This is a genomic window from Pseudoduganella aquatica, assembly GCF_020865585.1.
In the GTDB taxonomy this organism is placed as follows: Bacteria; Pseudomonadota; Gammaproteobacteria; order Burkholderiales; family Burkholderiaceae_D; genus Rugamonas; species Rugamonas aquatica_A.
Window position 1 is genome coordinate 4560224 of sequence record NZ_CP086370.1, and the last position, 22620, is coordinate 4582843.

16 protein-coding genes are annotated in these 22620 nt (G+C 66.0%); 11 read left to right on the plus strand and 5 right to left on the minus strand.

The features are described 5' to 3' along the window. Positions 1–123 precede the first annotated feature (123 nt). Together KT882_RS20310 and KT882_RS20315 are read left to right on the plus strand one after the other, a co-directional pair. Positions 124–5001 (plus strand): HAMP domain-containing protein, encoded by a 4878-nt coding sequence (locus tag KT882_RS20310; RefSeq protein ID WP_161070735.1) that lies wholly within the window; start codon positions 124–126, stop codon positions 4999–5001. 10 nt (positions 5002–5011) lie between these two features. Further along, positions 5012–5869, plus strand: coding sequence for a CheR family methyltransferase (locus KT882_RS20315; protein ID WP_228893146.1), 858 nt, complete (start codon positions 5012–5014; stop codon positions 5867–5869). On the opposite strand, the gene KT882_RS20320 is transcribed toward KT882_RS20315, so the two are convergent. Further along, positions 5866–6627: a class I SAM-dependent methyltransferase gene (locus tag KT882_RS20320; RefSeq protein WP_228893147.1), complete on the minus strand. Its 762-nt coding sequence runs from the start codon at positions 6625–6627 to the stop codon at positions 5866–5868. The two genes, KT882_RS20315 and KT882_RS20320, sit on opposite strands and share 4 nt — an antisense overlap. 102 nt (positions 6628–6729) lie before the next feature. Here KT882_RS20320 and KT882_RS20325 point away from each other — a divergent pair, with 102 nt between their 5' ends. Further along, the gene (locus KT882_RS20325) at positions 6730–7530 is read left to right on the plus strand and encodes a helix-turn-helix transcriptional regulator (RefSeq protein ID WP_228893148.1); all 801 of its coding nucleotides are present in this window, start codon (positions 6730–6732) and stop codon (positions 7528–7530) included. Between the two features lie 55 nt (positions 7531–7585). Beyond that, the gene (locus KT882_RS20330) at positions 7586–10279 is read left to right on the plus strand and encodes a M1 family metallopeptidase (protein WP_228893149.1); all 2694 of its coding nucleotides are present in this window, start codon (positions 7586–7588) and stop codon (positions 10277–10279) included. 10 nt (positions 10280–10289) lie between these two features. On the opposite strand, the gene KT882_RS20335 is transcribed toward KT882_RS20330, so the two are convergent. Genes KT882_RS20335 through KT882_RS20345 form a run of 3 tightly spaced genes read right to left on the minus strand, consistent with a single transcriptional unit; the run spans position 10290 to position 12426 of the window. Further along, on the minus strand, positions 10290–11084 hold the full coding sequence (locus KT882_RS20335; RefSeq protein WP_228893150.1) for a substrate-binding periplasmic protein: 795 nt from the start codon (positions 11082–11084) through the stop codon (positions 10290–10292). A gap of 10 nt (positions 11085–11094) precedes the next feature. After that, positions 11095–11715 (minus strand): glutathione S-transferase family protein, encoded by a 621-nt coding sequence (locus tag KT882_RS20340; RefSeq protein ID WP_161070729.1) that lies wholly within the window; start codon positions 11713–11715, stop codon positions 11095–11097. A 3-nt stretch (positions 11716–11718) separates the two neighbouring features. Beyond that, the gene (locus KT882_RS20345) at positions 11719–12426 is read right to left on the minus strand and encodes a glutathione S-transferase family protein (RefSeq protein ID WP_161070728.1); all 708 of its coding nucleotides are present in this window, start codon (positions 12424–12426) and stop codon (positions 11719–11721) included. A gap of 308 nt (positions 12427–12734) precedes the next feature. Here KT882_RS20345 and KT882_RS20350 point away from each other — a divergent pair, with 308 nt between their 5' ends. Together KT882_RS20350 and KT882_RS20355 are read left to right on the plus strand one after the other, a co-directional pair. Next, positions 12735–14699 (plus strand): methyl-accepting chemotaxis protein, encoded by a 1965-nt coding sequence (locus KT882_RS20350; RefSeq protein WP_161070727.1) that lies wholly within the window; start codon positions 12735–12737, stop codon positions 14697–14699. A gap of 307 nt (positions 14700–15006) precedes the next feature. After that, entirely contained in the window at positions 15007–15654 is a 648-nt protein-coding gene (locus tag KT882_RS20355; protein WP_228893151.1) for a YceI family protein, read from the plus strand. Here KT882_RS20355 and KT882_RS20360 read toward each other — a convergent pair. Then, on the minus strand, positions 15651–16280 hold the full coding sequence (locus tag KT882_RS20360) for a LysE family translocator (protein ID WP_161070725.1): 630 nt from the start codon (positions 16278–16280) through the stop codon (positions 15651–15653). The two genes, KT882_RS20355 and KT882_RS20360, sit on opposite strands and share 4 nt — an antisense overlap. An 86-nt stretch (positions 16281–16366) precedes the next feature. Here KT882_RS20360 and KT882_RS20365 point away from each other — a divergent pair, with 86 nt between their 5' ends. From KT882_RS20365 to KT882_RS20385, 5 genes are all read left to right on the plus strand, one after another. Beyond that, positions 16367–19336 (plus strand): 7TM diverse intracellular signaling domain-containing protein, encoded by a 2970-nt coding sequence (locus KT882_RS20365; protein WP_228893152.1) that lies wholly within the window; start codon positions 16367–16369, stop codon positions 19334–19336. Between the two features lie 92 nt (positions 19337–19428). After that, entirely contained in the window at positions 19429–20493 is a 1065-nt protein-coding gene (locus KT882_RS20370; protein WP_228893153.1) for a DNA topoisomerase IB, read from the plus strand. A 107-nt stretch (positions 20494–20600) separates the two neighbouring features. Next, on the plus strand, positions 20601–21227 hold the full coding sequence (locus tag KT882_RS20375; RefSeq protein WP_161070723.1) for a phosphohydrolase: 627 nt from the start codon (positions 20601–20603) through the stop codon (positions 21225–21227). Positions 21228–21336: 109 nt separating this feature from the next. Continuing rightward, entirely contained in the window at positions 21337–21561 is a 225-nt protein-coding gene (locus KT882_RS20380; RefSeq protein ID WP_228893154.1) for a hypothetical protein, read from the plus strand. Positions 21562–21613: 52 nt separating this feature from the next. Beyond that, positions 21614–22285: a response regulator gene (locus KT882_RS20385; RefSeq protein WP_228893155.1), complete on the plus strand. Its 672-nt coding sequence runs from the start codon at positions 21614–21616 to the stop codon at positions 22283–22285. The last annotated feature ends 335 nt before the right edge of the window (positions 22286–22620 follow it).

Sequence of the window (22620 nt, forward strand, 5' to 3'; positions counted from 1 at the left end):
ATACTGTTACCAAATTAATATTTGGCATACTTTTCGCTTTTGGCAACATTTACTTGACTCCGCTAGTCAGCGGAGTATCTTTTACGTCCATCGTCCGCCACCTTTTGCCGAGGATTTATCCTGATGAACAACATGACCGAATTTGCCGAGGATCTCGACAGCAAGCTGCTGCTGCAGATCCTGATGGCGCTGAAGAAAGGCGATTTCTCGGTGCGCATGCCGTCCGACTGGACCGGCATGCCGGGCAAGATCGCCGACACCCTGAACGAGATCATCGAGACCAAGGAAAAAATGGTCAAAGTGGTCACCGACGTGAGCCGCGTGGTGGGCCGCGAAGGCCGCTTGACGCAGCGCGCCTCCGTGCCCAACGTGGCCGGCGGCTGGCAGACCATCATCAGCTCGGTCAACACCCTGATCGACGATCTGGTGCGCCCGACCACGGAAATGGCGCGGGTGATCGGCGCCGTGGCGAAAGGCGACCTGTCGCAAACCATGGCGCTGGAAGTGGACGGCCACCCGCTCAAGGGCCAGTACCTGCGCGCGGCCACCACCGCCAACACCATGGTGGAGCAGCTCTCCTCCTTCTCCTCCGAAGTGACGCGCGTGGCGCGCGAGGTGGGCACCGAGGGCAAGCTGGGCGGCCAGGCGCAAGTGAAAGGCGTGGCCGGCACCTGGAAGGACTTGACCGACTCGGTAAACTCCATGGCGGGTAACCTGACGTCGCAGGTGCGCAACATCGCCGAGGTGACCACCGCCGTGGCCAACGGCGACTTGTCCAAAAAGATCACGGTGGACGTGCGCGGCGAGATCCTGCAGCTGAAGGACACCATCAACGTGATGGTGGACCAGCTGCGCTCCTTCGCGTCCGAAGTGACGCGCGTGGCGCGCGAGGTGGGCACCGAGGGCAAGCTGGGCGGCCAGGCCTATGTGCCGGGCGTGGGCGGCACGTGGAAGGACTTGACCGACAACGTGAACTTCATGGCGTCCAACCTCACGGGCCAGGTGCGCAACATCGCGGCGGTGACCACCGCCGTGGCAAACGGCGACTTGTCCAAGAAGATCACGGTGGACGTGAAAGGCGAGATTCTTGAACTGAAAAACACCATCAACGTGATGGTGGACCAATTGTCCTCCTTCGCCTCCGAGGTGACGCGGGTGGCGCGGGAGGTGGGTACCGAGGGCAAGCTGGGCGGCCAGGCGCAGGTGAAGGGCGTGGCCGGCACGTGGAAGGACTTGACCGACTCGGTGAACTCCATGGCCGGCAACCTGACCGGCCAGGTGCGTAACATCGCGGACGTGACCACCGCCGTTGCCAACGGCGACTTGTCCAAGAAGATCACGGTGGACGTGAAGGGCGAGATTCTCGAGCTGAAAAACACCATCAACGTGATGGTGGACCAATTGAACTCCTTCGCGTCGGAAGTGACGCGCGTGGCGCGCGAGGTGGGTACCGAGGGCAAGCTGGGCGGCCAGGCCAACGTGCCCGGTGTGGCCGGCACGTGGAAGGACTTGACCGACGGCGTGAACTCCATGGCGGGCAACCTGACCGGCCAGGTGCGCAATATCGCGGAGGTGACCACCGCCGTGGCCAACGGCGACCTGTCCAAAAAGATCACGGTGGACGTGAAGGGTGAAATTCTTGAACTGAAAAACACCATCAACGTGATGGTGGACCAATTGTCTTCCTTCGCCTCCGAGGTGACGCGGGTGGCGCGCGAGGTGGGCACCGAGGGCAAGCTGGGCGGCCAGGCCTATGTGCCCGGCGTGGGCGGCACGTGGAAGGACTTGACCGACAACGTGAACTTCATGGCGTCCAACCTGACGGGCCAGGTGCGCAACATCGCGGCGGTGACCACCGCCGTGGCGCGCGGCGACTTGTCCAAGAAGATCACCGTGGACGTGAAGGGCGAGATCCTGGAACTGAAGGACACCATCAACGTGATGGTGGACCAATTGTCCTCCTTCGCATCGGAAGTGACGCGCGTGGCGCGCGAGGTGGGTACCGAGGGCAAGCTGGGCGGCCAGGCCAATGTGTCCGGCGTGGCCGGCACGTGGAAGGACTTGACCGAGAACGTGAACCAGCTGGCCGCCAACCTGACCAACCAGGTGCGCGCGATTGCCGAGGTGGCGACCGCCGTGACGCGCGGCGACTTGTCCCGTTCCATCCAGGTGGAGGCGCGCGGCGAGGTGTCCTACCTGAAGGACAACATCAATGAGATGATCCGCAACCTGAAGGAAACCACGCAGAAGAACGCGCAGCAGGACTGGCTGAAGACCAATCTGGCGCGCTTCACCCGCTTGCTGCAAGGCCAGCGCGACTTGCAGGCCGTGACCAAGCTGATCCTGTCCGAGCTGGCGCCGCTGGTGTCCGCCCACCACGGCGTATTCTACATGATGGACTCGCTCGACACGGACGCCCGCCTGCGCATGATCGCCAGCTACGGCTACCGCTCCAGCCGCAAGCTGCCCACCTCCTTCCTGCCGGGCGAAGGCCTGGTGGGCCAGTGCGCGCTGGAGAAAGTCCGCATCTGGCTGACCGACGTGCCGCGCGACTACATCGTGGTCAGCTCCGGCCTGGGAGCCGCGCCGCCGACCAATATCGTGGTGCTGCCTATCCTGTTCGAGCAGCAGGTGAAGGCGGTGATTGAAATCGCCTCGCTGGACCGCTTCACCGAAACCCACTTGTCCTTCCTGGACCAGCTGATGGAATCCATCGGCGTGGTGCTCAACACCATCGAGGCCAACAGCCGCACCGAGTCGCTGCTGACGCAGTCGCAGTCGCTGGCGCAGGAACTGCAGCAGACCAACCAGGAGCTGGCCGAAAAAGCCCGCCTGCTGTCCGAGCAGAACATCGAGGTGGAGCGCAAAAACCGCGAGGTGGAGCAGGCCAAGCTGGCACTGGAGGAGAAAGCCACGCAGCTGGCGCTGTCGTCCAAATACAAATCCGAGTTCCTGGCCAATATGTCGCACGAGCTGCGCACGCCTTTGAACTCGCTGCTGATCCTGGCGCAGCAACTGGGCGACAACCCGGAGGGCAACCTGTCCGGCAAGCAGGTGGAGTTCGCGAAAACCATCCACGGCTCCGGCTCCGACCTGCTTACGCTGATCAACGACATTCTCGACCTGTCCAAGATCGAGTCCGGCACGGTGACGCTGGACGTGTCCGAATACCGCTTCGCCAACCTGCGCAACTACGTGGACCGCACCTTCCGCCACATGGCCGAAGCCAAGCATCTCGGTTTCTCGGTGGAGCTGTCGGAGAACCTGCCGACCGCCGTGATGACGGACACCACGCGCCTGCAGCAGGTGCTGAAAAACCTGCTGTCGAACGCCTTCAAGTTCACCAACCACGGCCAGGTGTCGCTGGTGATCGGTCTGGTCACCAGCGGCTGGACCAGCGACCACCCCAACCTGCTGCATGCGGACGGCGTGCTGGCCTTCGCCGTCAGCGACACCGGCGTGGGCATCGCCGCCGACAAGCTGCAGCTGATCTTCGAAGCCTTCCAGCAGGCCGACGGCTCCACCGCACGCAAATACGGCGGCACCGGCCTGGGGCTGTCGATCTCGCGCGAGCTGGCGCGCCTGCTGGGCGGCGAGATCCGCGTGGAATCGGTGGTCGGCAGCGGCTCCACCTTCACGCTGTTCCTGCCCTACAACCGCGCCGGCTTCGTCAACTACGACCTGTCGCGCCAGCCGCCCACCCGGGCGCCGGCGCAGCCGCCGAAAATCATGTACGCGCCGCCGCCGCTGGCGGTCGAAGCGCTGGCCGAGCCGGAACCCGACCTGGCCATCTACAGCTCCTTCGACGACCGCACCCTGGTGGCGCCGGGCGACCCGTCAGTGCTCATCATCGAGGACGACGAGCGCTTCGCCAAGGTGGTGCTGGACTACGCGCGCGAAAAGAACTTCAAGGGCATCGTCACCCACCAGGGGGACTCGGCCCTGTCGCTGGCGCGCGACTACCTGCCGTCGGCCATCCTGCTGGACCTGGACCTGCCCGACATCGACGGCTTCACCGTGCTGGACCGCCTGAAGCGCGACCCGAGCACGCGCCACATCCCGGTGCACGTGATGTCCAGCCTGCGCGAGCGCGAACGCGCGCTGCGCCAGGGCGCCATTTCCTACCTGAACAAGCCGGTCAGCAAGGAAACGCTGACCGAGGAATTCAGCCGCATCCAGAAGTTCCTGCTGGGCGGTAAGCGCAGCCTGCTGGTGGTGGACGACGAGCAGCACCAGCGCGACGCCATCGTCAGCCTGATCGGCGACGCCGACCTGCGCATCGTGGCGGTGGACTCCGGCGAGAAGGCGCTCCAGGCGCTGCGCGACCACCACTTCGACTGCATGGTGCTGGACCTGACGCTGCCCGACATCAGCGGCTTCGACCTGCTCAACATCATCGGCAAGGACGCCACGCTGCGCGACCTGCCCATCGTCATCAACACGGCCAAGGACCTGGACCGCAAGGAAGTGGCGCGGCTCAAGCGCTACGCCAAGACCATCGTCATCAAGGACGCCCGCTCGCCCGAGCGCCTGCTGGACGAGACGGCGCTGTTCCTGCACCGCTCGCAGGCCAGCCTGCCGGAGCTGCAGCGCCGCATGCTGGAGGAAATCCACGCGGCGGACAGCGGCCTGGCCGGGCGCAAAGTGCTGATCGTCGACGATGACTTGCGCAACATCTTCGCCCTGTCCTCGCTGCTGGAGCGCCAGCAGATGCAAGTCTCCTTCGCCGAGAACGGGCGCGACGGCATCGAGGTGCTGGAGCGCGACCCGACCATCGAGATCGTCCTGATGGACATCATGATGCCGGAGATGGACGGCTACGACACCATGCGCGCCATCCGCCGCATACCGAAGTTCAAGTCGCTGCCCATCATCACGCTGACGGCCAAGGCCATGAAGGGCGACCGCGACAAATGCATCGCCGCCGGCGCCTCCGACTACATCACCAAGCCGGTGGACGTGGCACAGCTGCTGTCACTGATGCGCGTCTGGCTGCACTGATGGAGCGCCCATGGGCAATGTGACCCCGATGCGGCACGAGGCGGCGCCGGAAGTGGAGGAGCTGGAACTGGACCTGCTGGCCGAGGCCCTGTTCCAGCGCTACGGCTACGACTTCCGGGGCCACGAGCGCACCGCGCTGCGGCGCAAGCTGCGCGCCTTGCTGCAGCAGCGCAGCCTGCGCACGCTGTCCGCCCTGCAGGGCCAGGTGCTGCACGACCCACGCGCCGCCAGCGCCGTGCTGCGCGCGCTGCACGTGCCCTCCGCAACCATGTTCGACGATCCGGAAGAAGCCCGCCTGCTGCGGCAGGCTTCCACGGCCTGCCTGAGCGGCGCCGCGCTGCCCAAGGTCTGGCTGGCCGACTGCGCCGGCGCCGAACAGGCCTGGACGCTGGCCGTGCTGCTGGCCGAACAGGGCCTGCTGGCGCGCACCGAGCTGCACTGCACCGTCGCCAGCGACGAACTGCTGGCCGAAGCCCAGGACCACACCATTCCGCTGGAACGCCTGGCCGAATACCAGGCCAGCTACGACCGCGCCAGCGCCGCCATCGACAGCACGCGGCTTGCCGACTACTTCCACATCACCGGCCAGCGCGCTGTGCTGCTGCCGCAGCTGCGCAGCCGCATCACCTGGGCGCAGTACAACCTGGTGACGGACGCCTCCTTCAACGAATTCAACCTCATCGTGTGCCGCCGCGCCCTGCCCGATTTCGGCCCGCTGCTGCGCCAGCGCGTGCTGCAGCTGTTCCACGCCAGCCTGGCGCCTTTCGGCGTGCTGGCCCTGGACCGCCAGTTCGACGAAAACGAAGCGCTGGCCGCCTTCTACCGGCCCCTGCTCCCCATGCAGCCCTTGTACAAGCGCGTGGCCTAACCCGCGCAGACCGCGTCGAACATGGCGGCGTCGATGTCGAAGGAATAATCGTCCCGCAAGCTGAAATAGGCGCGCGCCTCGTCCGGCGCCGAATCGAACAGGCTGCGGACCGCCTGCACCCGCAGCTCCGGCGTGCGCATGCGCGCCACCCACTCACCGAACCGCATCGTCAGCTTCCACTGGCTGGACAACTGGTGCTCAAAGCCCGCATTTTTCAGCTTGGCGCCCCATTCGCACACCCGGTAGTCGCGCACATGGGAGCCGTCGCGCAGCAGCTCGACCGCCTGCAGGGTGGTGTCGAACAGCGCCTCCTTCGGCGCCGTGATATCGATGGCCACGAAGCGCCCGCCCGCGCGCAGCACGCGCCGCACCTCGTGCAGGGCGGCTTGCACGTCCGGCCAGTGGTGGGCCGAGTAGCGCGTCACGACCAGGTCGAAACTGGCGTCGGCAAAAGGCAGCTTGCCCACGTCGCCCTGGCGGATGCTGATGTTCCGCAGGCCGCGTTCGCGGCTGGCGCCGGCCACCACCTCCAGCATCTGCGCCGACAAATCGTAGGCTACGACCGACTGCGCCGCAGGCGCCACGGCGAAGCTGGCGTGGCCCGCGCCGCAGCCCAGGTCCAATACGCGCGGGGACTGCATGCCCTGCGCAATGGCGTGCAGCGCCGCCAGATCCGCCCCTTGTGAATGGACACTGCTGCTCAGATAGCTGCTGGCGGTATTGCCGAACTGCTGGGCGACATAGCTTTGCTGCTTCATTTATTTCTCCTGGTTTGGGCAAGTTGTTGCAGAATAGGCTGGGTTTTATCCTGTAACAAGACCACAATTTATCCTGGTATAAATCATTCCATGCTAGCGACAATGAACAACGAACTGGGCGAGTTCATCCGCCGCCACCGCGAACGCATCAGCCCGCAAAGCGCCGGCCTGCCCGGTGGCGGGCGGCGCCGCACACCCGGCTTGCGGCGCGAGGAACTGGCCCAGCTGTGCGGAATCAGCCCGACCTGGCTGACCTGGCTCGAGCAGGGCCGGCAGGTGTCCGCGTCCGCCGGCATGCTGGCGCGGCTGGCCGATGTGCTACACCTGAGCGGCGCGGAACGGACCTATCTGTTCAGCCTGGCCGAGCGCCTGGACCCGCAGCGCGAAGCGCACGAGCACGGCGGCGGCACGCCCGGCGAGCTGGACGCCATCGTGCAGGCCATACAGGCGCCGGCCTATGTGCTGGATCAGCAATGGGACGCCGTGGCCTGGAATGCGGACGCGGCGGCCTTGTTCGCCGGCTGGCTGGACGGCGGCGCGGACCCGCACGGGCGGCCACCGAATCTGCTGCGCTTCATGTTCAGCCACCCCGCCGCGCGCAGCCTCATCGTCGATTGGCCCCACCGCGCACAGCGCCTGGTCGCGGAATTTCGCGCCGATACCGGCAAGCACGCCAGCCAGGAGCCGCTGGCCTCGCTGATTGCAGAACTGGCGCGCGGCAGCGGCGAGTTCCGTGAGCTGTGGACACTGCAGGACGTGCTGGGACGCGAAGGCGGCGAGCGCCGCTTCCAGCATCCCGCGCGGGGAGCCCTGGCCTTTCAGCAGGTCACGCTGCACCTCGCCAAGCGCCACGACCTGAAGCTGACCATGCTGCTACCCCAGGCTGCCGCAGCCGTCCATTGACCGCGCTGGCCATTACAGCTACATTGCTTCATCAACAAAAACCTTGGAGCATTGCATGCAGCGCAGCCTGATTTCCGCAGCCATCCTGTCCCTGACCGCCCTCGTCGCCGCCGCGCCGGCGCAGGCCGGGCAAGCCGCCAAAGCCAAACCGGCAAAGGCCGCCAAAGCCGCCGCTGCGGAAAGCCTGGCCACCACCCAGCTGCCGCGCAATGTCCGCCCCACCCACTACGCCATCTCGCTGACGCCGGACGCGCAAGCGGCCACCTTCAGCGCCCGCGTGGTGATCGCCATCGAGGTGCTGGAACCCACCGCCGTCATCACCCTGCACGCGCTGGACCTGGCGCTGGCCAGCGCCAGCATCGCCTCCGGCCCCGGCCAGCAGGTGCAGCAGGCCAGCAAGATCGCCCTCAACGCGGACAAGCACACCGCCAGCCTGAGCTTCGCCCAGCCGCTGGCCAAGGGCAGCTACCAGCTGGCCATCGACTACAGCGGCAAGATCGGCAACCAGGCCGCCGGACTGTTCTCGCTCGACTACGACACGCCGTCCGGCAAGAAGCGCGCGCTCTACACCCAGTTCGAAGCGGCCGACGCGCGCCGCATGGTCCCTTCGTGGGACGAACCGGCCTTCCGCGCCACCTTCGCGCTGGAGGCCACCGTGCCGGCGGACCAGGTGGCCGTCTCCAACATGCCCATCGCCAGCAGCACCGCGCTGGACGGCGGCCGCAAGCTGGTGCGCTTCGCCACCACGCCGCGCATGTCCACCTATCTGCTGTTCTTCGGCCAGGGCGACTTCGAGCGCGCCACCGCCACCGAAGGCGGCACCGAACTGGGCGTGATCACCGTCAAGGGCCGCCTGCCGCAGGCGCAGTTCGTGCTGGACTCGTCCAAGGCCGTGCTGCGCGAGTACAACGACTACTTCGGCCTGCCCTACCCGCTGCCCAAGCTGGACAACCTGGCCGCGCCGGGCCGCAGCCAGTTCTTCGGCGCCATGGAAAACTGGGGCGCCATCATGAGCTTCGAGTCCACCATGCTGCTCGATCCGGCCATCTCCACCCAGGCCGACAAGCAGGAAGCCTTCGGCACCGCCGCGCACGAAACCGCGCACCAATGGTTCGGCAACCTGGTCACCATGCGCTGGTGGGACGACCTGTGGCTCAACGAAGGCTTTGCCACCTGGATGGCGGGCCGCACCACGGCGCTGCTGCATCCGGAATGGCAAACCTCGCTGAACCGCGTGGCAGGCCGCAACAGCGCCATCGAACGCGACGCGCTGGCCACCACCCACCCGGTGGTGCAGCGGGTGGCCACCGTGGAAGAGGCGCACGCCGCCTTCGACGAGATCACCTACGCCAAGGGCGGCGCCGTCATCAACATGCTGGAAAACTATGTGGGCGAGGAAGCCTGGCGCGAAGGCGTGCGCGGCTACATCAAGGCCAACGCCTACGGCAACGCCGTGTCGGACCAGCTCTGGCAGCACATCGAGCGCGCCGCGAAAAAGCCGGTGAAGGCCATCGCGCACGACTTCACGCTGCAGCCCGGCGTGCCGCTGATTAAAGTGTCCGACTACAGCTGCCAGGGCGGCCAGACCCGCGTCACGCTCACGCAAGGCGAATACAGCAAGGACCATCCGAACAAGAAGCCGCTGTCCTGGCGCGTGCCGGTGCTGGCGCAGACCGTGGGCGCGCAGGACGTGAGCCGCGTCCTCGTCACCGGCGGCAAAGCCTCGCTCACGCTGCCGGGCTGCGGGCCGGTGCTGGTGAACGCCGGCCAGGCCGGCTACTACCGCACCGTGTACGCGCCCAAGGCCTACGCCGCGCTGGCGGCCAGCTTCGGCAAGCTGGCGCCGCTGGACCAGCTGGGACTGATGACCGAAAGCTGGGCGCTGGGCATGGCCGGCAAGCAGCCCGCCTCGGACGCCCTGAGCCTGGCGCGCGCCACGCCGGTGGACGCCGCGCCGCAAGTGTGGGGCCGCATCGCGCGCATCTTCGACGACCTGCGCGTTTATACCCGCGACAATGAAGCCACCCGCGCCAAGCTGTCGTCCTTCGCCATCTCGCGCCTGGCGCCGGTGCTGGCGCGCGTAGGCTGGGACGCCCGCAACGGCGAGGACGCCCCCACCGCCATCCTGCGCGAACAGCTGATCTATTCGCTGGGCGCGCTGGGCGACGACGACGTGCTGGTGGAAGCGCGCCGCCGCTACGACGCCTCGCTGGCCGGCGACGCCAAGGCGCTGCCGCCCGAACTGCGCCGCGTGGTGCTGGGCGTGGTGGCCCGCAACGCGGACGCCCGCGTGTGGGAGCAGCTGCACGCGGCCGCCAAGGCCGAACAGTCCTCCATGGTCAAGGCGGAGCTGTATGGCCTGCTGGGCGAAAGCGCCGATCCAGCGCTGGCGCAGCGTGCGCTGGACCTGGCCCTGAGCGGCGAGCCGGACGCCACCATCGGCTCCGGCATCATCGCCGCCGTATCGCGCGAGCACACCGAGCGCGCCTTCGATTTCGCCATGGCCAACCTGCCCAAGGTGAACACGCTGGTGGAAAGCAGCTCGCGCGCGGGCTACTTCCCCGCCCTGGCCAGCGGCGCGCTCAACACCGCCATGGCGGACAAGCTGAAAGCCTACGCCGAAGCCAACCTGCCGGCCACGGCGCGCAGCCAGACCAACACGGCCATCTCGCGCATCCAGTACCGCGCCACCGTGATCCGCGACCGCATGCCGGAAATCGACGCCTGGCTGGACCGCCAGGCGCTGTAAGCGCCAGGTCTCAGGGCGGCATGCCGCCGTCCTCGTAGGCCTTGAACAGCGCGGCCAGTGCGCCGCGCTCGCGCAGTGCGGCGAGCGCGCGCACCAGCGTGGCCGCCGTCTGCGGCTTGTAGCGCTTGTTGGAATAGTGGAGCAGCAGTTCGCCTTTGCGCAGCACCAGTTCCGGCCCGAGCTTCTGGCGCGGCACGCCCAGCCGCCGCATGGTGTACAGGAAGGACGGGCGCACGCCCAGCATCGCGTCGTAGCGGCCTTCCAGCAGCATGCGCACGGTCTGTTCGTAGGTGACCGTTTCATAGCGCGCCACCGCCGGGTCGGACTGCAGCGCCATATCGTACTCGGCGCCCCGGATATGTCCCACGCGCTTGCCGCGCAGCTCCTCCGCGCTGCCATAGCGGCTGCCCGCCAGGCCCATCGCCACCACATCGACGTGGCCGATCACGCCGAGGCTGTGCGCATGCTCGCGCAGCTGGGCATTGGGGAAACTGAACAAGAGGTCCGCATCGCCCGCCACCATCATGGCAACGGCGCGCGGATACGGCACGACCTGCACGTCCATCGCCAGGCCGCTTTCGGCCGCCAGCAGCTTCTGGAAATCGACGATCATGCCTGCCGGCCGGCCCGAGGCATCCAGCAAACCGAATGGGACCAGGCTGAAGGCCACCACCTTGAGCGGCGCCGGCGGCTTGGACGGCTGGCCCATCGCGGCGGATACGCCCGCAGCCAGGCCTGCGGCGGCGCCGGCCCGCAGCACAAGCCGCCGGCCGGCGAACTTGCGTGACGGGCGCGCGCCGCTCATGGCCGGAAGGTCAACCCGCCGCCGCGCTGGGACGTTCGGCCATGCGGTCGCGCCAGGCCTGCAGGTGCTCCATGCCTTCCTGGCCGGGACGGAACTTCATCAGCCCGCGCGCGAACTCCATGGCGCAGAAGGCCGTAATGTCGGCGATGGTGAAACGCTGCCCCGCCACGAAAGGCTGCGCCGCCAGCGTCTGGTCCAGCCAGCGCGCCCACTCGCGCATTTTCTCGCCCTGCGCCGCGCCGTAGTCAGGGAACTGCGGCTGCTCCAGCGCCGCCAGGCCGGGATGCGTATGCCGCACGCAGTTGGCGATGCCCGCAAACACATGCAGCTCGATGCGGCGGTCCGCCATCTCGATAAAGGCGCGCTCCTCGAAGCCCTCGCCCATCAGGTTGGGTTCCGGATAAACGCCCTCAAGATAGGAACAGATGGCGCGCGTCTCGCACAGCACGCGGCCGTCGTCCAGTTCCAGCGCGGGCACGCGGCCAAAGGGGTTCTTGGCCAGGAAGGCCGGATCGCGGTTCTCCAGCTTGCCCAGGTCTATCAGCTGCGTGTCCAGCGTGATGCCTTTCTCGGCCATGAACATCGCCACCCGGCGGGGATTGGGCGCGCGCGCGCTCGTGTACAGTTTCATGCTCTAGACGCCTTTCTCGCGTGATTGTCCGGTCTCGAGCATTTTGCGCGCTTCGGCCGCAAATTGCTCGGCTTTTTCCGGGCTGGAGGCGCGGTCCAGCCGCGACGGCGGCAGCTGTATGCCGCGCCGCACCGCCGGCCGCTCGCCCACCAGCGCCAGCCAGCGCTGCAAATGTGGCAAACCGTCCACATCCACCCCGGACCAGCTATGCGTGCGCACCCAGGCCCAGTTCGCGATGTCGGCAATGGAGTAGTCGCCGGCCAGGTATTCATGCCGCGCCAGGTGGCCGTCCAGCACGCGGAACAGGCGCTTGCTCTCGCCCTGGTAGCGGTCGATGGCGGCCTGGATTTTTTCGGGGAAGTAGCGGAAGAACACATTGGCCTGGCCCATCATCGGCCCCACGCCGCCCATCTGGAACATCAGCCATTGCAGCACCTGCGAGCGGCCCTTGGGGTCGGACGGCATCAGGCGCCCGGTTTTCTCGGCCAGGTAAATCAGGATGGCGCCGGACTCGAACACGGCGAAATCGCCCGCCTCGCGGTCGACAATGGCCGGGATGCGGCCGTTTGGATTCAGGGCCAGGAACCACGGCTCCTTCTGCACATTGGCGGCCAGGTCCAGCGCGTGCAGTGTGTAGGGCAGCGCCAGTTCCTCCAGCGCGATGGAAATCTTGTGGCCGTTCGGTGTTGCTGCCGTGTACAGGTCTATCATCGGACACCCTTTTTTGGTTGCAGTGTCCGCCAGTGTAGGCGAAACTGCCTTGTCCCGTACAAAACGCCCACAAGGCGGGTAGCGAAAGAAATCGGCAGGCAAAAAAAGACCGGCGATCTTTGGAGGGAGCCGGTCAAAACGCTTTTTAGAGCGCGGGGATATCGTGCCGCATCTAAGGGATATGGCAACCTGGCGCACGGAGGAGACCGCGCGCTACAGGTGCTACTTTGCCAGCATTGATGAAGACAAGGCTTAGGACTTCATTAAATTCGACAAGTACAAAAGTGACAATTCAGACTGGGCCAAACATGAGAGACAGCAAATTCGATCCCCGCCTGTGGGGCGTGGGCGCCAAAATTACCGCCTTCACCTTTGCGCTGGTCAGCGCCATCATCGGCATCCTGATCCTGCTGATCAGCAGCGCCACCACCAATCTGCTGGAAGAAAACAGCACCCACAGCGTGCGCCAGGAACTGCAAGGCGTGACCGACATGGTGGACATCTTCAACACCACGCTCAAGGCGCAGACGGCGGGCTACGCCGGCATGCTGGCGGCCTCCTTCGACGGCAAGTTCACGCTCGACGAAAGCGCCACCACCGACGTGGCCGGCAAACCCGCGCCCACGCTGAAGAACGGCGAGCAGGTCCTCAATATGGACTTCAGCGTGCCGGACAAATTCCAGCGCAACAGCGGCAGCGTGGCCACGATCTTCGCCGCCACCGGCGAGGATTTCATCCGCATATCCACTTCGCTGAAAAAGGAAAACGGCGAACGCGCCATCGGCACCCTGCTCGACCGCGCCCACCCCGGCTACGCCAAGCTGCGCGCCGGCGACAACTACACCGGCCTGGCCACGCTGTTCGGCAAGCAGTACATGACGCGCTATGACCCCATCCGCAACGCGGGCGGCAAGGTGATCGGCATCCTGTTCGTCGGGGTCGACGTCAGCGCCTCGCTGCGCGCGCTCAAGGACAAGATCAAGTCCATCAAGGTGGGCCAGACCGGCTACTTCTACGTGCTCGACTCCACGCCCGGCAAGGCGGCCGGCACGCTGGTTGTGCACCCGGCCAAGGAAGGCGCCAACATCATCGACAGCAAGGACGCCGGCGGCCGCGAATTCATCAAGGAGATCATCGAGAAGAAGCAGGGACTGATACGCTACCCCTGGCTGAATCCGGGCGAAAGCTCGGCGCGCGAAAAAGTGGTGGTCTACACCGCCTTCCCGGACTGGAACTGGGTGATCGCCGGCGGCGCCTACGCCGAGGAAATCACCATGGACGCGGTACGCCTGCGCAACCGCTACGTCATGTTCGGCTTTGTCGCGCTGGCCGCCTTCGCCGTGGCGCTGATGCTGTTGGTGCGCAACTACGTCACGCGGCCGCTGGTGGAAGCCGAAGGCGCGGCCGAGCGCATCGCCGAGGGCGACCTCACGGTCACGCTGCACACCACCAGCAAGGACGAAATCGGCAAACTGTGCGGCGCCATGAACGGCATCAGCGGCAAGCTGTCCGGCGTGGTGGGCCAGGTGCGCGCGGGCGCCGAGCATATCGCCACGGCCACCAGCGAGATCGCCACCGGCAACCAAGACCTGTGCCAGCGCACCGAGCAGCAAGCCTCCAACCTGGAGGAAACCGCCGCCGCCATGGAGCAGCTCACCGCCACCGTGCGCCAGAACGCGGAGAACGCGCTGGAGGCCAACCGCCTGGCCGTGGCCGCGTCCGACACGGCCGCGCGCGGCGGGCAGGTGGTGTCGCAAGTGGTGGAGACCATGGGCACGATCAACCAGTCCTCGCGCAAGATTGTGGACATTATCAGCGTCATCGACGGCATCGCCTTCCAGACCAATATCCTGGCGCTGAACGCCGCCGTGGAGGCCGCGCGCGCGGGCGAGCAAGGGCGCGGCTTCGCCGTGGTGGCTAGCGAAGTGCGCAACCTGGCGCAGCGCTCGGCCGGCGCGGCCAAGGAAATCAAGGAGCTGATCAACGCCTCGGTCGAACAGGTGGAGGCAGGCAGCAAGCTGGTGCAGCAGGCCGGTTCCACCATGGACGAAGTGGTGTCCAGCGTGGCCCATGTGACCGGCATCATGACCGAGATTTCAGCGGCCAGCCAGGAGCAGAACGCCGGCATCGCCCAGGTCAACACCGCCATCACCCGCATGGACGAGGTAACGCAGCAGAACGCCGCCCTGGTGGAGCAAGCCGCCGCAGCGGCCGCCTCGCTGCAGGAGGAAGCGGCCTCGCTGGCGCAGGTGGTGCGCGTCTTCCAGCTCTAAAGGGGCAAAAAAAACCCGCAATGTTTTGCATTGCGGGCCAAGGGATTCAAATCGGGAGAGATTTGAGAGCGGAACCATCATCGCACAGCGTCGTGACAGGCGCATGACATTGCCCTGCTATTCGGTGGTATGGTTTGCGTTCAGGTCTCATGCACAGAATATGACAAACTTACCCCTGCAAAACTCTCGAAAAGTAACAATCGCAAAAAAGCCACTGCCGCGCGCCACACTGGGCGCGGTCCTGCTTGCCGCACTGCTGTGTGCCTGCGCGCCGGCGCCGCTAGGAACACCGCCGGCTCCGGCATCGGTGGCAGCTTCCGCGCCTGCATCCGCAGCCCCAGCCGCCCCGGCCGCAGCCCGGCCCCGCACACCTGCTCCTGCCTCCGCCGCGCCCGCCGCCGCCCGGCAGCTGCTGCGCATCGACCCGCAAAACTCCCTGATCGCCGTCACGGTGCGGCGCGGCGGCCTGCTGGCGCGGATGGGGCACGACCACGTGGTGGCCAGCCGCAGCATCGAGGGCCAGGCCGTGGCCCCGGCAGGCGGCCAGCCCGGCCACACCGACTTCCGTTTCCGCCTGGACCAGCTGACCGTGGATGAAAGCGCCCTGCGCGCCGAAGCCGGCATGACCAGCGTGCCGGCGGCGGACGCCATCGCCGGGACCCGCAACAATATGCTCAACAAGGTGCTGGAGGCGGAAAAATACCCCTACGTGCAGGTGAACGCGGTCAGCACGCCGGAAGGCCCTTTGCAGGCCGCCATCACGCTGCACGGCATTACCCGCCGCTACACCATCCCCGCCGTGCTGACGCCGCGCGCCAACGGCATCAGCGCCGCCGGCACGCTCAGGCTCAAGCAGACCGACTTCGGCATCCAGCCTTATTCCGTGCTGGGCGGCGCGCTGGCCGTGCAGGACGAGCTGGAGCTGCGCTTCCGCATCGAGGCGGTGGCGAATTAACGGGCAACGATGAGGCGGATGCCCAGGCCGATAAAGATGGTGCCCGCGATGCGGTCCATCCACAGCCCCGCGCGCGGGCTGCGGTTCAGCCACTTGCCGATGGCGCCCGAGAAATAGCCCAGCAGGCCGAACAGCACGCAGGCCTGCAAAGTGAACAGCAGGCCCAGCTGGGCGGTCTGCCAGCTCACGGGGCCGTTGCCCGGCACCACGAACTGCGGCAAAAAGGACAGGAAAAACAGCACCACTTTCGGATTGATACTGTTGGCAAAAAGCCCCTTGCCGAACAGGCGCAGCAGGGACTCGTCCGGCAGGCCGCCGCCCTCCACGCGCGCGCCGCCCGGACTGCGCAACGCGCCCCAGCCCAGCCAGATCAGATACACGCCGCCCGCCACTTTCAGGGCGGTGAACGCCAGCGGCGAGGCGGCGATCAGCGCGCTCACGCCCAGCGTGGCCAGCAGCGTATGGCTCAGGCAGCCCAGCGCGCAGCCCAGCCCGAACACGATGCCCTTGGCGCGTCCGCGCGACATGCCCATGCCCAGCACCATTAAATTGTCCGGGCCGGGCGACACAGTTATCACCACCGCAGCGGCCAGAAAGGCAACGATTTGTTCCGGAGAGATCAGCAAGATAGGGGTTTCCCTGAATAGTCGATTAAAATGAGGCAAGATTTCCGCCATTCTACTATCCCAGCGCGATGCCCTTGGCAAACAACATGAGTACAGCCAGCAAGATATTCAGTCGCCTCGCCGCGATGTTCCCTTGCCTTGCCGCTTGTCTGCTCATCCTTGTGCTCGCCTCGCCCGCCCATGCCCAGGCCACGGCCGACACCCGCCTCGGCCAGGCCGTGCTGACCAGCCCGCAATCGCAGGACCTGATGCGCAGCGCCCGCCTGTACCAGGCCGGGGCTGAAACCTTCCCCGCCAGCGCGGCCGGCCTGCCCGCCCTGATCGCCACGCTCAAGCCCGCCAGCGAAGTGGACCTGCTGGGCGGCGACTACTGGCTGCACGCCAGCCTGCGCAACGACAGCCGCCAGACCGCCTGGGTCATCGACCCCAACGACACCCTGATCGACGCCGTGGAAACCCGCATCTACGGCCCCGACGGCGCCGTGCAGCGCCTGGTGTCCGGCTACCGCGCCCCGCACGAATACCTGCTGCACTACGGCAAAGACATCGAACTGCAGCCCGGCGAGAGCTACGAAGTGCTGATACGCTTCAGCAGCCCCTACTACGCCCGCACGCCGGTGTTCGCCGTCACGCCGCGCCCAGCCTACCTGCAGCTGGTGGCGCGCGAAAACTTCCTTATCATCGGCTCCATCGGCGCTCTGCTCGCGCTGGGCGTGTTCAACTTCTTCATCTACAGCTACACGCGCGAACGCGCGCCGCTGTACTACTCGCTCTACGTGCTGTGCTACGCGGCCGGCTGGGGCCTGACCTTCCACCTGCCCGCCGACCTGTTCGGGTGGCACAATCTGCACATCCACTACATCCCCTTCTTCCTGCTGCCGGTGCTGAGCACGCTGTTCTACCGCACCTTTTTGCAGCTGCGCGACAAGTCGCCGGTGCTGTACAAGCTCAGCACCATCAACCTCGTGCTGCCGCTGGCCCTGCTGCCCAGCTGCTTTATCGCGCTGAGCTGGGCGCACACGCTGGCCACCGTCGCCATCATGGTGTGGATGACGCTGGCCCTGGCCAGCGGCGTCATCGTCTGGAAAAACGGCTACCAGCCGGCGCGCTTCTTCGTGCTCGGTTTTATTGCGCTGATGCTGCCCGGCCTGCTGATCCTGCCCGCCAATATCGGCCTGATCCCGGCCGCCGTGGAAAACGCGCAGCTGTTCACGCTGCTCGGCGGCACGCTGGACGGCGTGCTGCTGGCCTTCGCCCTGGCCGACCAGATCCGCCTGCTGCGCAACCACCTTGAGCAGCGCGTGAACGAACGCACCGCCGAGCTGACCGAAGCCAAGGAGCACGCCGAGATCGTCAGCCGCCACCGCATCGACTTCCTGTCCGCCATGAGCCACGACATCCGCACCCCGCTGGCGGGCGTGATCGGCATGCTCAAGTTCGCGCTGCGCGACCAGACCGTGCAGGGCCGCACCGAGGAATACCTGCGCATCGGCCTGCAAAACAGCGAAGCGCTGCTGGCCATCCTCAACGACATCCTGGACTTCTCCAAGATCGACGCCGGCAAGCTGTCGATCGAAACCATCAGCGTGGACCTGCGCACCCTGATCGACGAAGCCATCGGCATCCTGCAGGCGCAGGCCGACGCCAAGAGCCTGCTGCTGCGGCGCGAACTGGCGCTGGACCTGCCGCGCTACGTGCTGGGCGACCCCACCCGCATCCGCCAGATCCTGCTCAACCTGCTCGGCAACGCCATCAAATTCACCGACCGCGGCGAAGTGCGCCTGGAGGCGGCCGCCGGCAAGGACAAGCGCGGCGTCACCATGCTGCAGTTCAGCATCAGCGACACCGGCCCCGGCATCAGCGAAACCACGATGGAGCGCCTATTCCAGAAATTCGAGCAGGCCGACATGTCCACCACGCGCCGCTACGGCGGCACCGGCCTGGGCCTGGCCATCTGCAAGGAGCTGGTGGAGCTGATGGGCGGCGAGATCGGCGTGGCCAGCCAGCCCGGCGTGGGCTCCAGCTTCTACTTCACGCTGCCGCTGACGCTAGGCACGCCGCCCGAAGCCAGCGTGCCGGCCGCGCCGCGCGAACAGCGCCACGCCTACCGCCTGCGCATCCTGTGCGCCGAAGACGTGCGCACCAACCAGATCATCATCAGCACCCTGCTCGAAGCCATGGGCCACGAAGTGGTGCTGGTGGAAAACGGCATCGAATCGCTGGAAGCGCTCAGCAGCGCCGACTACGACCTGGTGCTGATGGACGGCCGCATGCCCAGCATGGACGGCGAGCAGGCCGCGCGCCTGATACGGCGCGGCGGCACGGAAGACTACCGCGTGCGCGACACCTGTGTGCCCATCATCGCGCTGACCGCCAACGCCAGCGACCACGACCGCGCGCGCTACCTGGCCGTGGGCATGGACGGCTTCCTCAGCAAGCCGGTAGACGAGCGGCTGCTGTACGACCAGATTGAAAAAACCATCGCCCAGCTGATTGCGCGCGGCCGCGAACTGCCGCCCTGCGGCCCGCCGCCGGCAGCCGAACCGGAGGAAGAAGACTGGCACTCCGGCTACACGCTGGCGTCGCCCGGCCCCGCCCCTTCCGTCCGCTCGGCCACTCCCAGCGAGGCCGAGCTGGCGGCCCAGTTCGGCGTGGAGCCGCCCGCCTGCGCAGACAGCGGCGAGGCCGGCGCCGAAGCGCAAGGCAAGATCAGCATCATGCCGCTGGCCGGGCTGTCGCCCAAGCACATGCAGCGCATCACGCAAGCCTTCCTGGAAGAGGCCCCACGGCGCCTGGAAGTGGCGCGCAAGGCCGCGCTGGGCGGCAAAAGCCACGCCGCCTCGGCCGCCTTCCACGCGCTCAAGGGCAGCGCGGGCTACCTCAGCGACACCGGCCTGCACAGCCTCTGCCACGACCTGGAAAAGCTGTCCGCCGCTGGCGAGCTGCAGCTGGTGGTCGACTCCCTGCCCGAAGTCGCCGCCGCCCTCGACCAGGCCTGCGCCGACCTGCGCGCCTACAGCCGCCACGCCACCGAAGCCAGCCTGAGCGCCAACTAAGCGGCTGGCCATGCACTGGCCTATGTGCGGCAGGGAACGGAATAGCGGGCCGAACTGCCCTACCATCGCGTCATCCTCAAGGAAAGACAGCGATGAAACGCGACCCGCCAGCAGCAGCCGAACCAGCACCCGTTCCCGGCGCGCCCGCCACCGCCAGGGCGGCAGGGCTGCGCTATGTGAGCGGAGACCAGCCCGGCATCAGCCGCAAGCGCAGCAGCAAAGGCTTCCGCTACGTGGACGCCGGCGGCAAGCCGGTGCGCGACCCGGACACGCTGGCGCGGATACGCGCGCTGGCCATCCCGCCAGCCTGGGAGCAAGTCTGGATCTGCCCGCACGCCAACGGCCACCTGCAAGCCACCGGCCGCGACGCGCGCGGCCGCAAGCAATACCGCTACCACGCCCGCTGGCGCAGCGTGCGCGACGAGGTCAAATACGAACGCATGCTCGCCTTCGGCCAGGCCCTGCCCGCCATCCGCGCGGCCGTGGACGCAGCGCTCAGCCTGCCGGGACTGCCGCGTGAAAAAGTGCTGGCCACGGTCGTGCACCTGCTGCAAGTGACGAAAATGCGGATTGGCAACGAGGAATACGCGCGCGACAACCAGTCCTTCGGCCTGACCACGTTGCGCAACCGCCATGTGCGCATCGACGGCAGCGCAATCGCCTTCCAGTTCCGGGGCAAAAGCGGCATCATGCACAAGGTCACGGTCAGCGACCGCCGCCTGGCCCGCATCATCCAGCGCGCCCGCGAGCTGCCGGGCCAGGAGCTGTTCCAGTACCTTGGCGACGACGGCGCCACCCACAGCATAGACTCGGCCGACGTCAACGACTACCTGCGCGCCATCAGCGGCGAAGACTACACCGCCAAGGACTTCCGCACCTGGCATGGCACCGTCCTGGCCGCCCTTGCGCTGACCCAGTTCGAGAAATTCGACAGCGAAACGCAAGCCAAAAAGAACATCGTACGCGCCATCGAAACGGTGGCGCAGCAGCTCGGCAACACCCCCAGCATCTGCCGCAAGTGCTACATCCACCCCGCCGTCCTCGCCGCCTACCTGGACGGCGCCGAACTGGGCACGGTCCCGTCCCCGGCAGCATCCGCCCTCGCCCCCGAAGAAGCCGCCGTCCTCGCCCTGCTCCAGCCTCGCTTGCCCCACTGAAAAATGGGGTCAGGGTTAATTTGATATTGCCCAAAAGCATATCAATTTCCTTATTCAGCGTAGTCGGATTACAATGCGGCCTTGAAGCAAAGAACAAGGATATGCGGATGAGCCGCGCCGACCACACAGCCCGCGCCTGGGTCCGTATGCCATCGGGCAAGAGGCTGGACCTGCTCGACCCCACTCCCTTCGACTGGGACGATGGCGACCTGGCCTTGGGCCTGGCGCGCACCTACCGCTGGGGCGGGCATTCGGCCTGGCCCCTGCCGCTGTCGGTGGCGCAGCACTCGCTGACGGTGATGCAACTGCGGCGCAGCTGGGCCGGCGCGCTCAGCCCGGTGCTGGAATTGCGCGAACTGCTGCACGACGCCGAAGAAGGCCTGCTGGGTTTCGACTGCATCTCGGTGCTCAAGCCCTTTCTGGGCGACAGCTTCCGCGAGCTGAGCCAGCGGCTGGAACGGGCGGTCTTCCTGCGCTACGGCGTGCCGGCCTGGACGCCGGGCCAGCACCGCGTCCACAAGAAAGCCGACCGCCTGGCAGCGGCCAGCGAGGCGGTGCATGTGGTGGGCTGGTCGCGCGAGGAAGTGCGCAGCACGCTCAAGATACGCGCCGCCGTGCTCGACACGGACCCGCTGCACGCAGTCTACGGTGGCGCGCCGTGGGAGCCCTGGCCGCCCGCCCTGGCATGCGAGCGCTTCATGGCGGAACTGGAGCGATTGAAAGCCAGGCTGTAAAAACCACAAGCCAGCCTTTTTCTCAGCTTAAGCGCGTAAAGAGCCGTTTTTAAAGCGCTTTTTCACCTTATCCACACCAACTGTGGATAACGGTGTGGAAAAGTGCCCCTTGACAAGCCGCAAAGCCAGCAACGGTGCGGCTTTCAATAAAATGCCAATTTGGCAGGCAGTTTTTAAACTCAACAAAATCAACGACTTACAAAGGCACCTGAACCCGACACGCGCCGCTTTTTTGCCAGTTGAAAAAATATTTTCCGCATGCCCGTACCGGTCTCTTGAGCCCGCTTGGCCGCGTCCGATAGAATCCTTTGACAAAAATGCAGGCGAGGAATAGTGTTGACGGAAGCAGATGCACTAACAGATTTTTTACCCCACGGGATTTGTGCATGGACGTGAAAGAAGATACCAGCGCTGACTGGATGATAGAAGAAGATGTGCCTGCCAATGCGGAGCAGACCGGCCCCGCGCCCGCTCTTGCGCCTTGGCGCGTCCTGATAGTAGACGACGACGTGGACGTGCACGTTGTCACAAAATTCTCCCTCAGCAATGCCTGCTTCCAGGGCCGCCGCCTGAGCTTCCTGCACGCCTACAGCGGCGACGAAGCGCTGCACATCCTGCGCACCACGCCGGACGTGGCGCTGGTGCTGCTGGACGTCATTATGGAAACCAGCGAAGCCGGCCTCAAGGTGGCGCGCCAGATCCGCGACGACCTGCACAACCACCTGGTGCGCATCGTGCTGCGCACCGGCCAGCCCGGCCAGGCGCTGGAACACAGCATCATCCTCGACTACGATATCAACGACTTCTGGTGCAAGAGCGACCTGACCACGCGCAAGCTGTTCACCACCGTGATCTCCTCGCTGCGCGGCTACGCCGGCCTGGTGGAAGCGGACCGCCACCTGGCCGAAGTACAGTCCAAGCTCGACAACAGCGTGCGCTTCGTGCTGGACGAACAGGGGCGCATTGTGGAACTGAGCGCCAAGGCCGCCGCGCTGCTGGGTGGAACCGAAGAATCCCTGCGGGGCCGCAAGCTGGCCGCCAGCGCCAATCCGGACTGACAGAAACCACTGTATAATCATACAGTAGCCATCTCCCCCTGAACTCCCTGCAACGTGCCGCGTAAACCCCGGCATCTTGCCGCCACCATGCGCTAAGTGGCGGATTCTCAAGCGCTTTTTCCGATATCCACAGCGAATGTGGATATCTTTGTGGATAAGGGCCACTTGACAGCCCATACAGCCCGTATCTATGGGCTTTTCTACAAACTGCCCGTTCAAAAGGCAGATTTTATCTCCTTATAAATCAAGCACTTGGAAGTGGATAGCTAGCGCTGCCAAAATTTATTTGCGCATTTTCTTATTATCATTTTTTGTGCATAAGTGCGCCCGGCGCG

Excerpts from the sequence above, each read along its gene's own strand:
- KT882_RS20310 (WP_161070735.1), top strand. The coding sequence starts at position 124 with ATGAACAACATGACCGAATTTGCCGAGGATCTCGACAGCAAGCTGCTG.
- KT882_RS20315 (WP_228893146.1), top strand. The coding sequence starts at position 5,012 with ATGGGCAATGTGACCCCGATGCGGCACGAGGCGGCGCCGGAAGTGGAG.
- KT882_RS20320 (WP_228893147.1), bottom strand. The coding sequence starts at position 6,627 with ATGAAGCAGCAAAGCTATGTCGCCCAGCAGTTCGGCAATACCGCCAGC.
- KT882_RS20325 (WP_228893148.1), top strand. The coding sequence starts at position 6,730 with ATGAACAACGAACTGGGCGAGTTCATCCGCCGCCACCGCGAACGCATC.
- KT882_RS20330 (WP_228893149.1), top strand. The coding sequence starts at position 7,586 with ATGCAGCGCAGCCTGATTTCCGCAGCCATCCTGTCCCTGACCGCCCTC.
- KT882_RS20335 (WP_228893150.1), bottom strand. The coding sequence starts at position 11,084 with ATGAGCGGCGCGCGCCCGTCACGCAAGTTCGCCGGCCGGCGGCTTGTG.
- KT882_RS20340 (WP_161070729.1), bottom strand. The coding sequence starts at position 11,715 with ATGAAACTGTACACGAGCGCGCGCGCGCCCAATCCCCGCCGGGTGGCG.
- KT882_RS20345 (WP_161070728.1), bottom strand. The coding sequence starts at position 12,426 with ATGATAGACCTGTACACGGCAGCAACACCGAACGGCCACAAGATTTCC.
- KT882_RS20350 (WP_161070727.1), top strand. The coding sequence starts at position 12,735 with ATGAGAGACAGCAAATTCGATCCCCGCCTGTGGGGCGTGGGCGCCAAA.
- KT882_RS20365 (WP_228893152.1), top strand. The coding sequence starts at position 16,367 with ATGAGTACAGCCAGCAAGATATTCAGTCGCCTCGCCGCGATGTTCCCT.
- KT882_RS20370 (WP_228893153.1), top strand. The coding sequence starts at position 19,429 with ATGAAACGCGACCCGCCAGCAGCAGCCGAACCAGCACCCGTTCCCGGC.
- KT882_RS20375 (WP_161070723.1), top strand. The coding sequence starts at position 20,601 with ATGAGCCGCGCCGACCACACAGCCCGCGCCTGGGTCCGTATGCCATCG.
- KT882_RS20385 (WP_228893155.1), top strand. The coding sequence starts at position 21,614 with ATGGACGTGAAAGAAGATACCAGCGCTGACTGGATGATAGAAGAAGAT.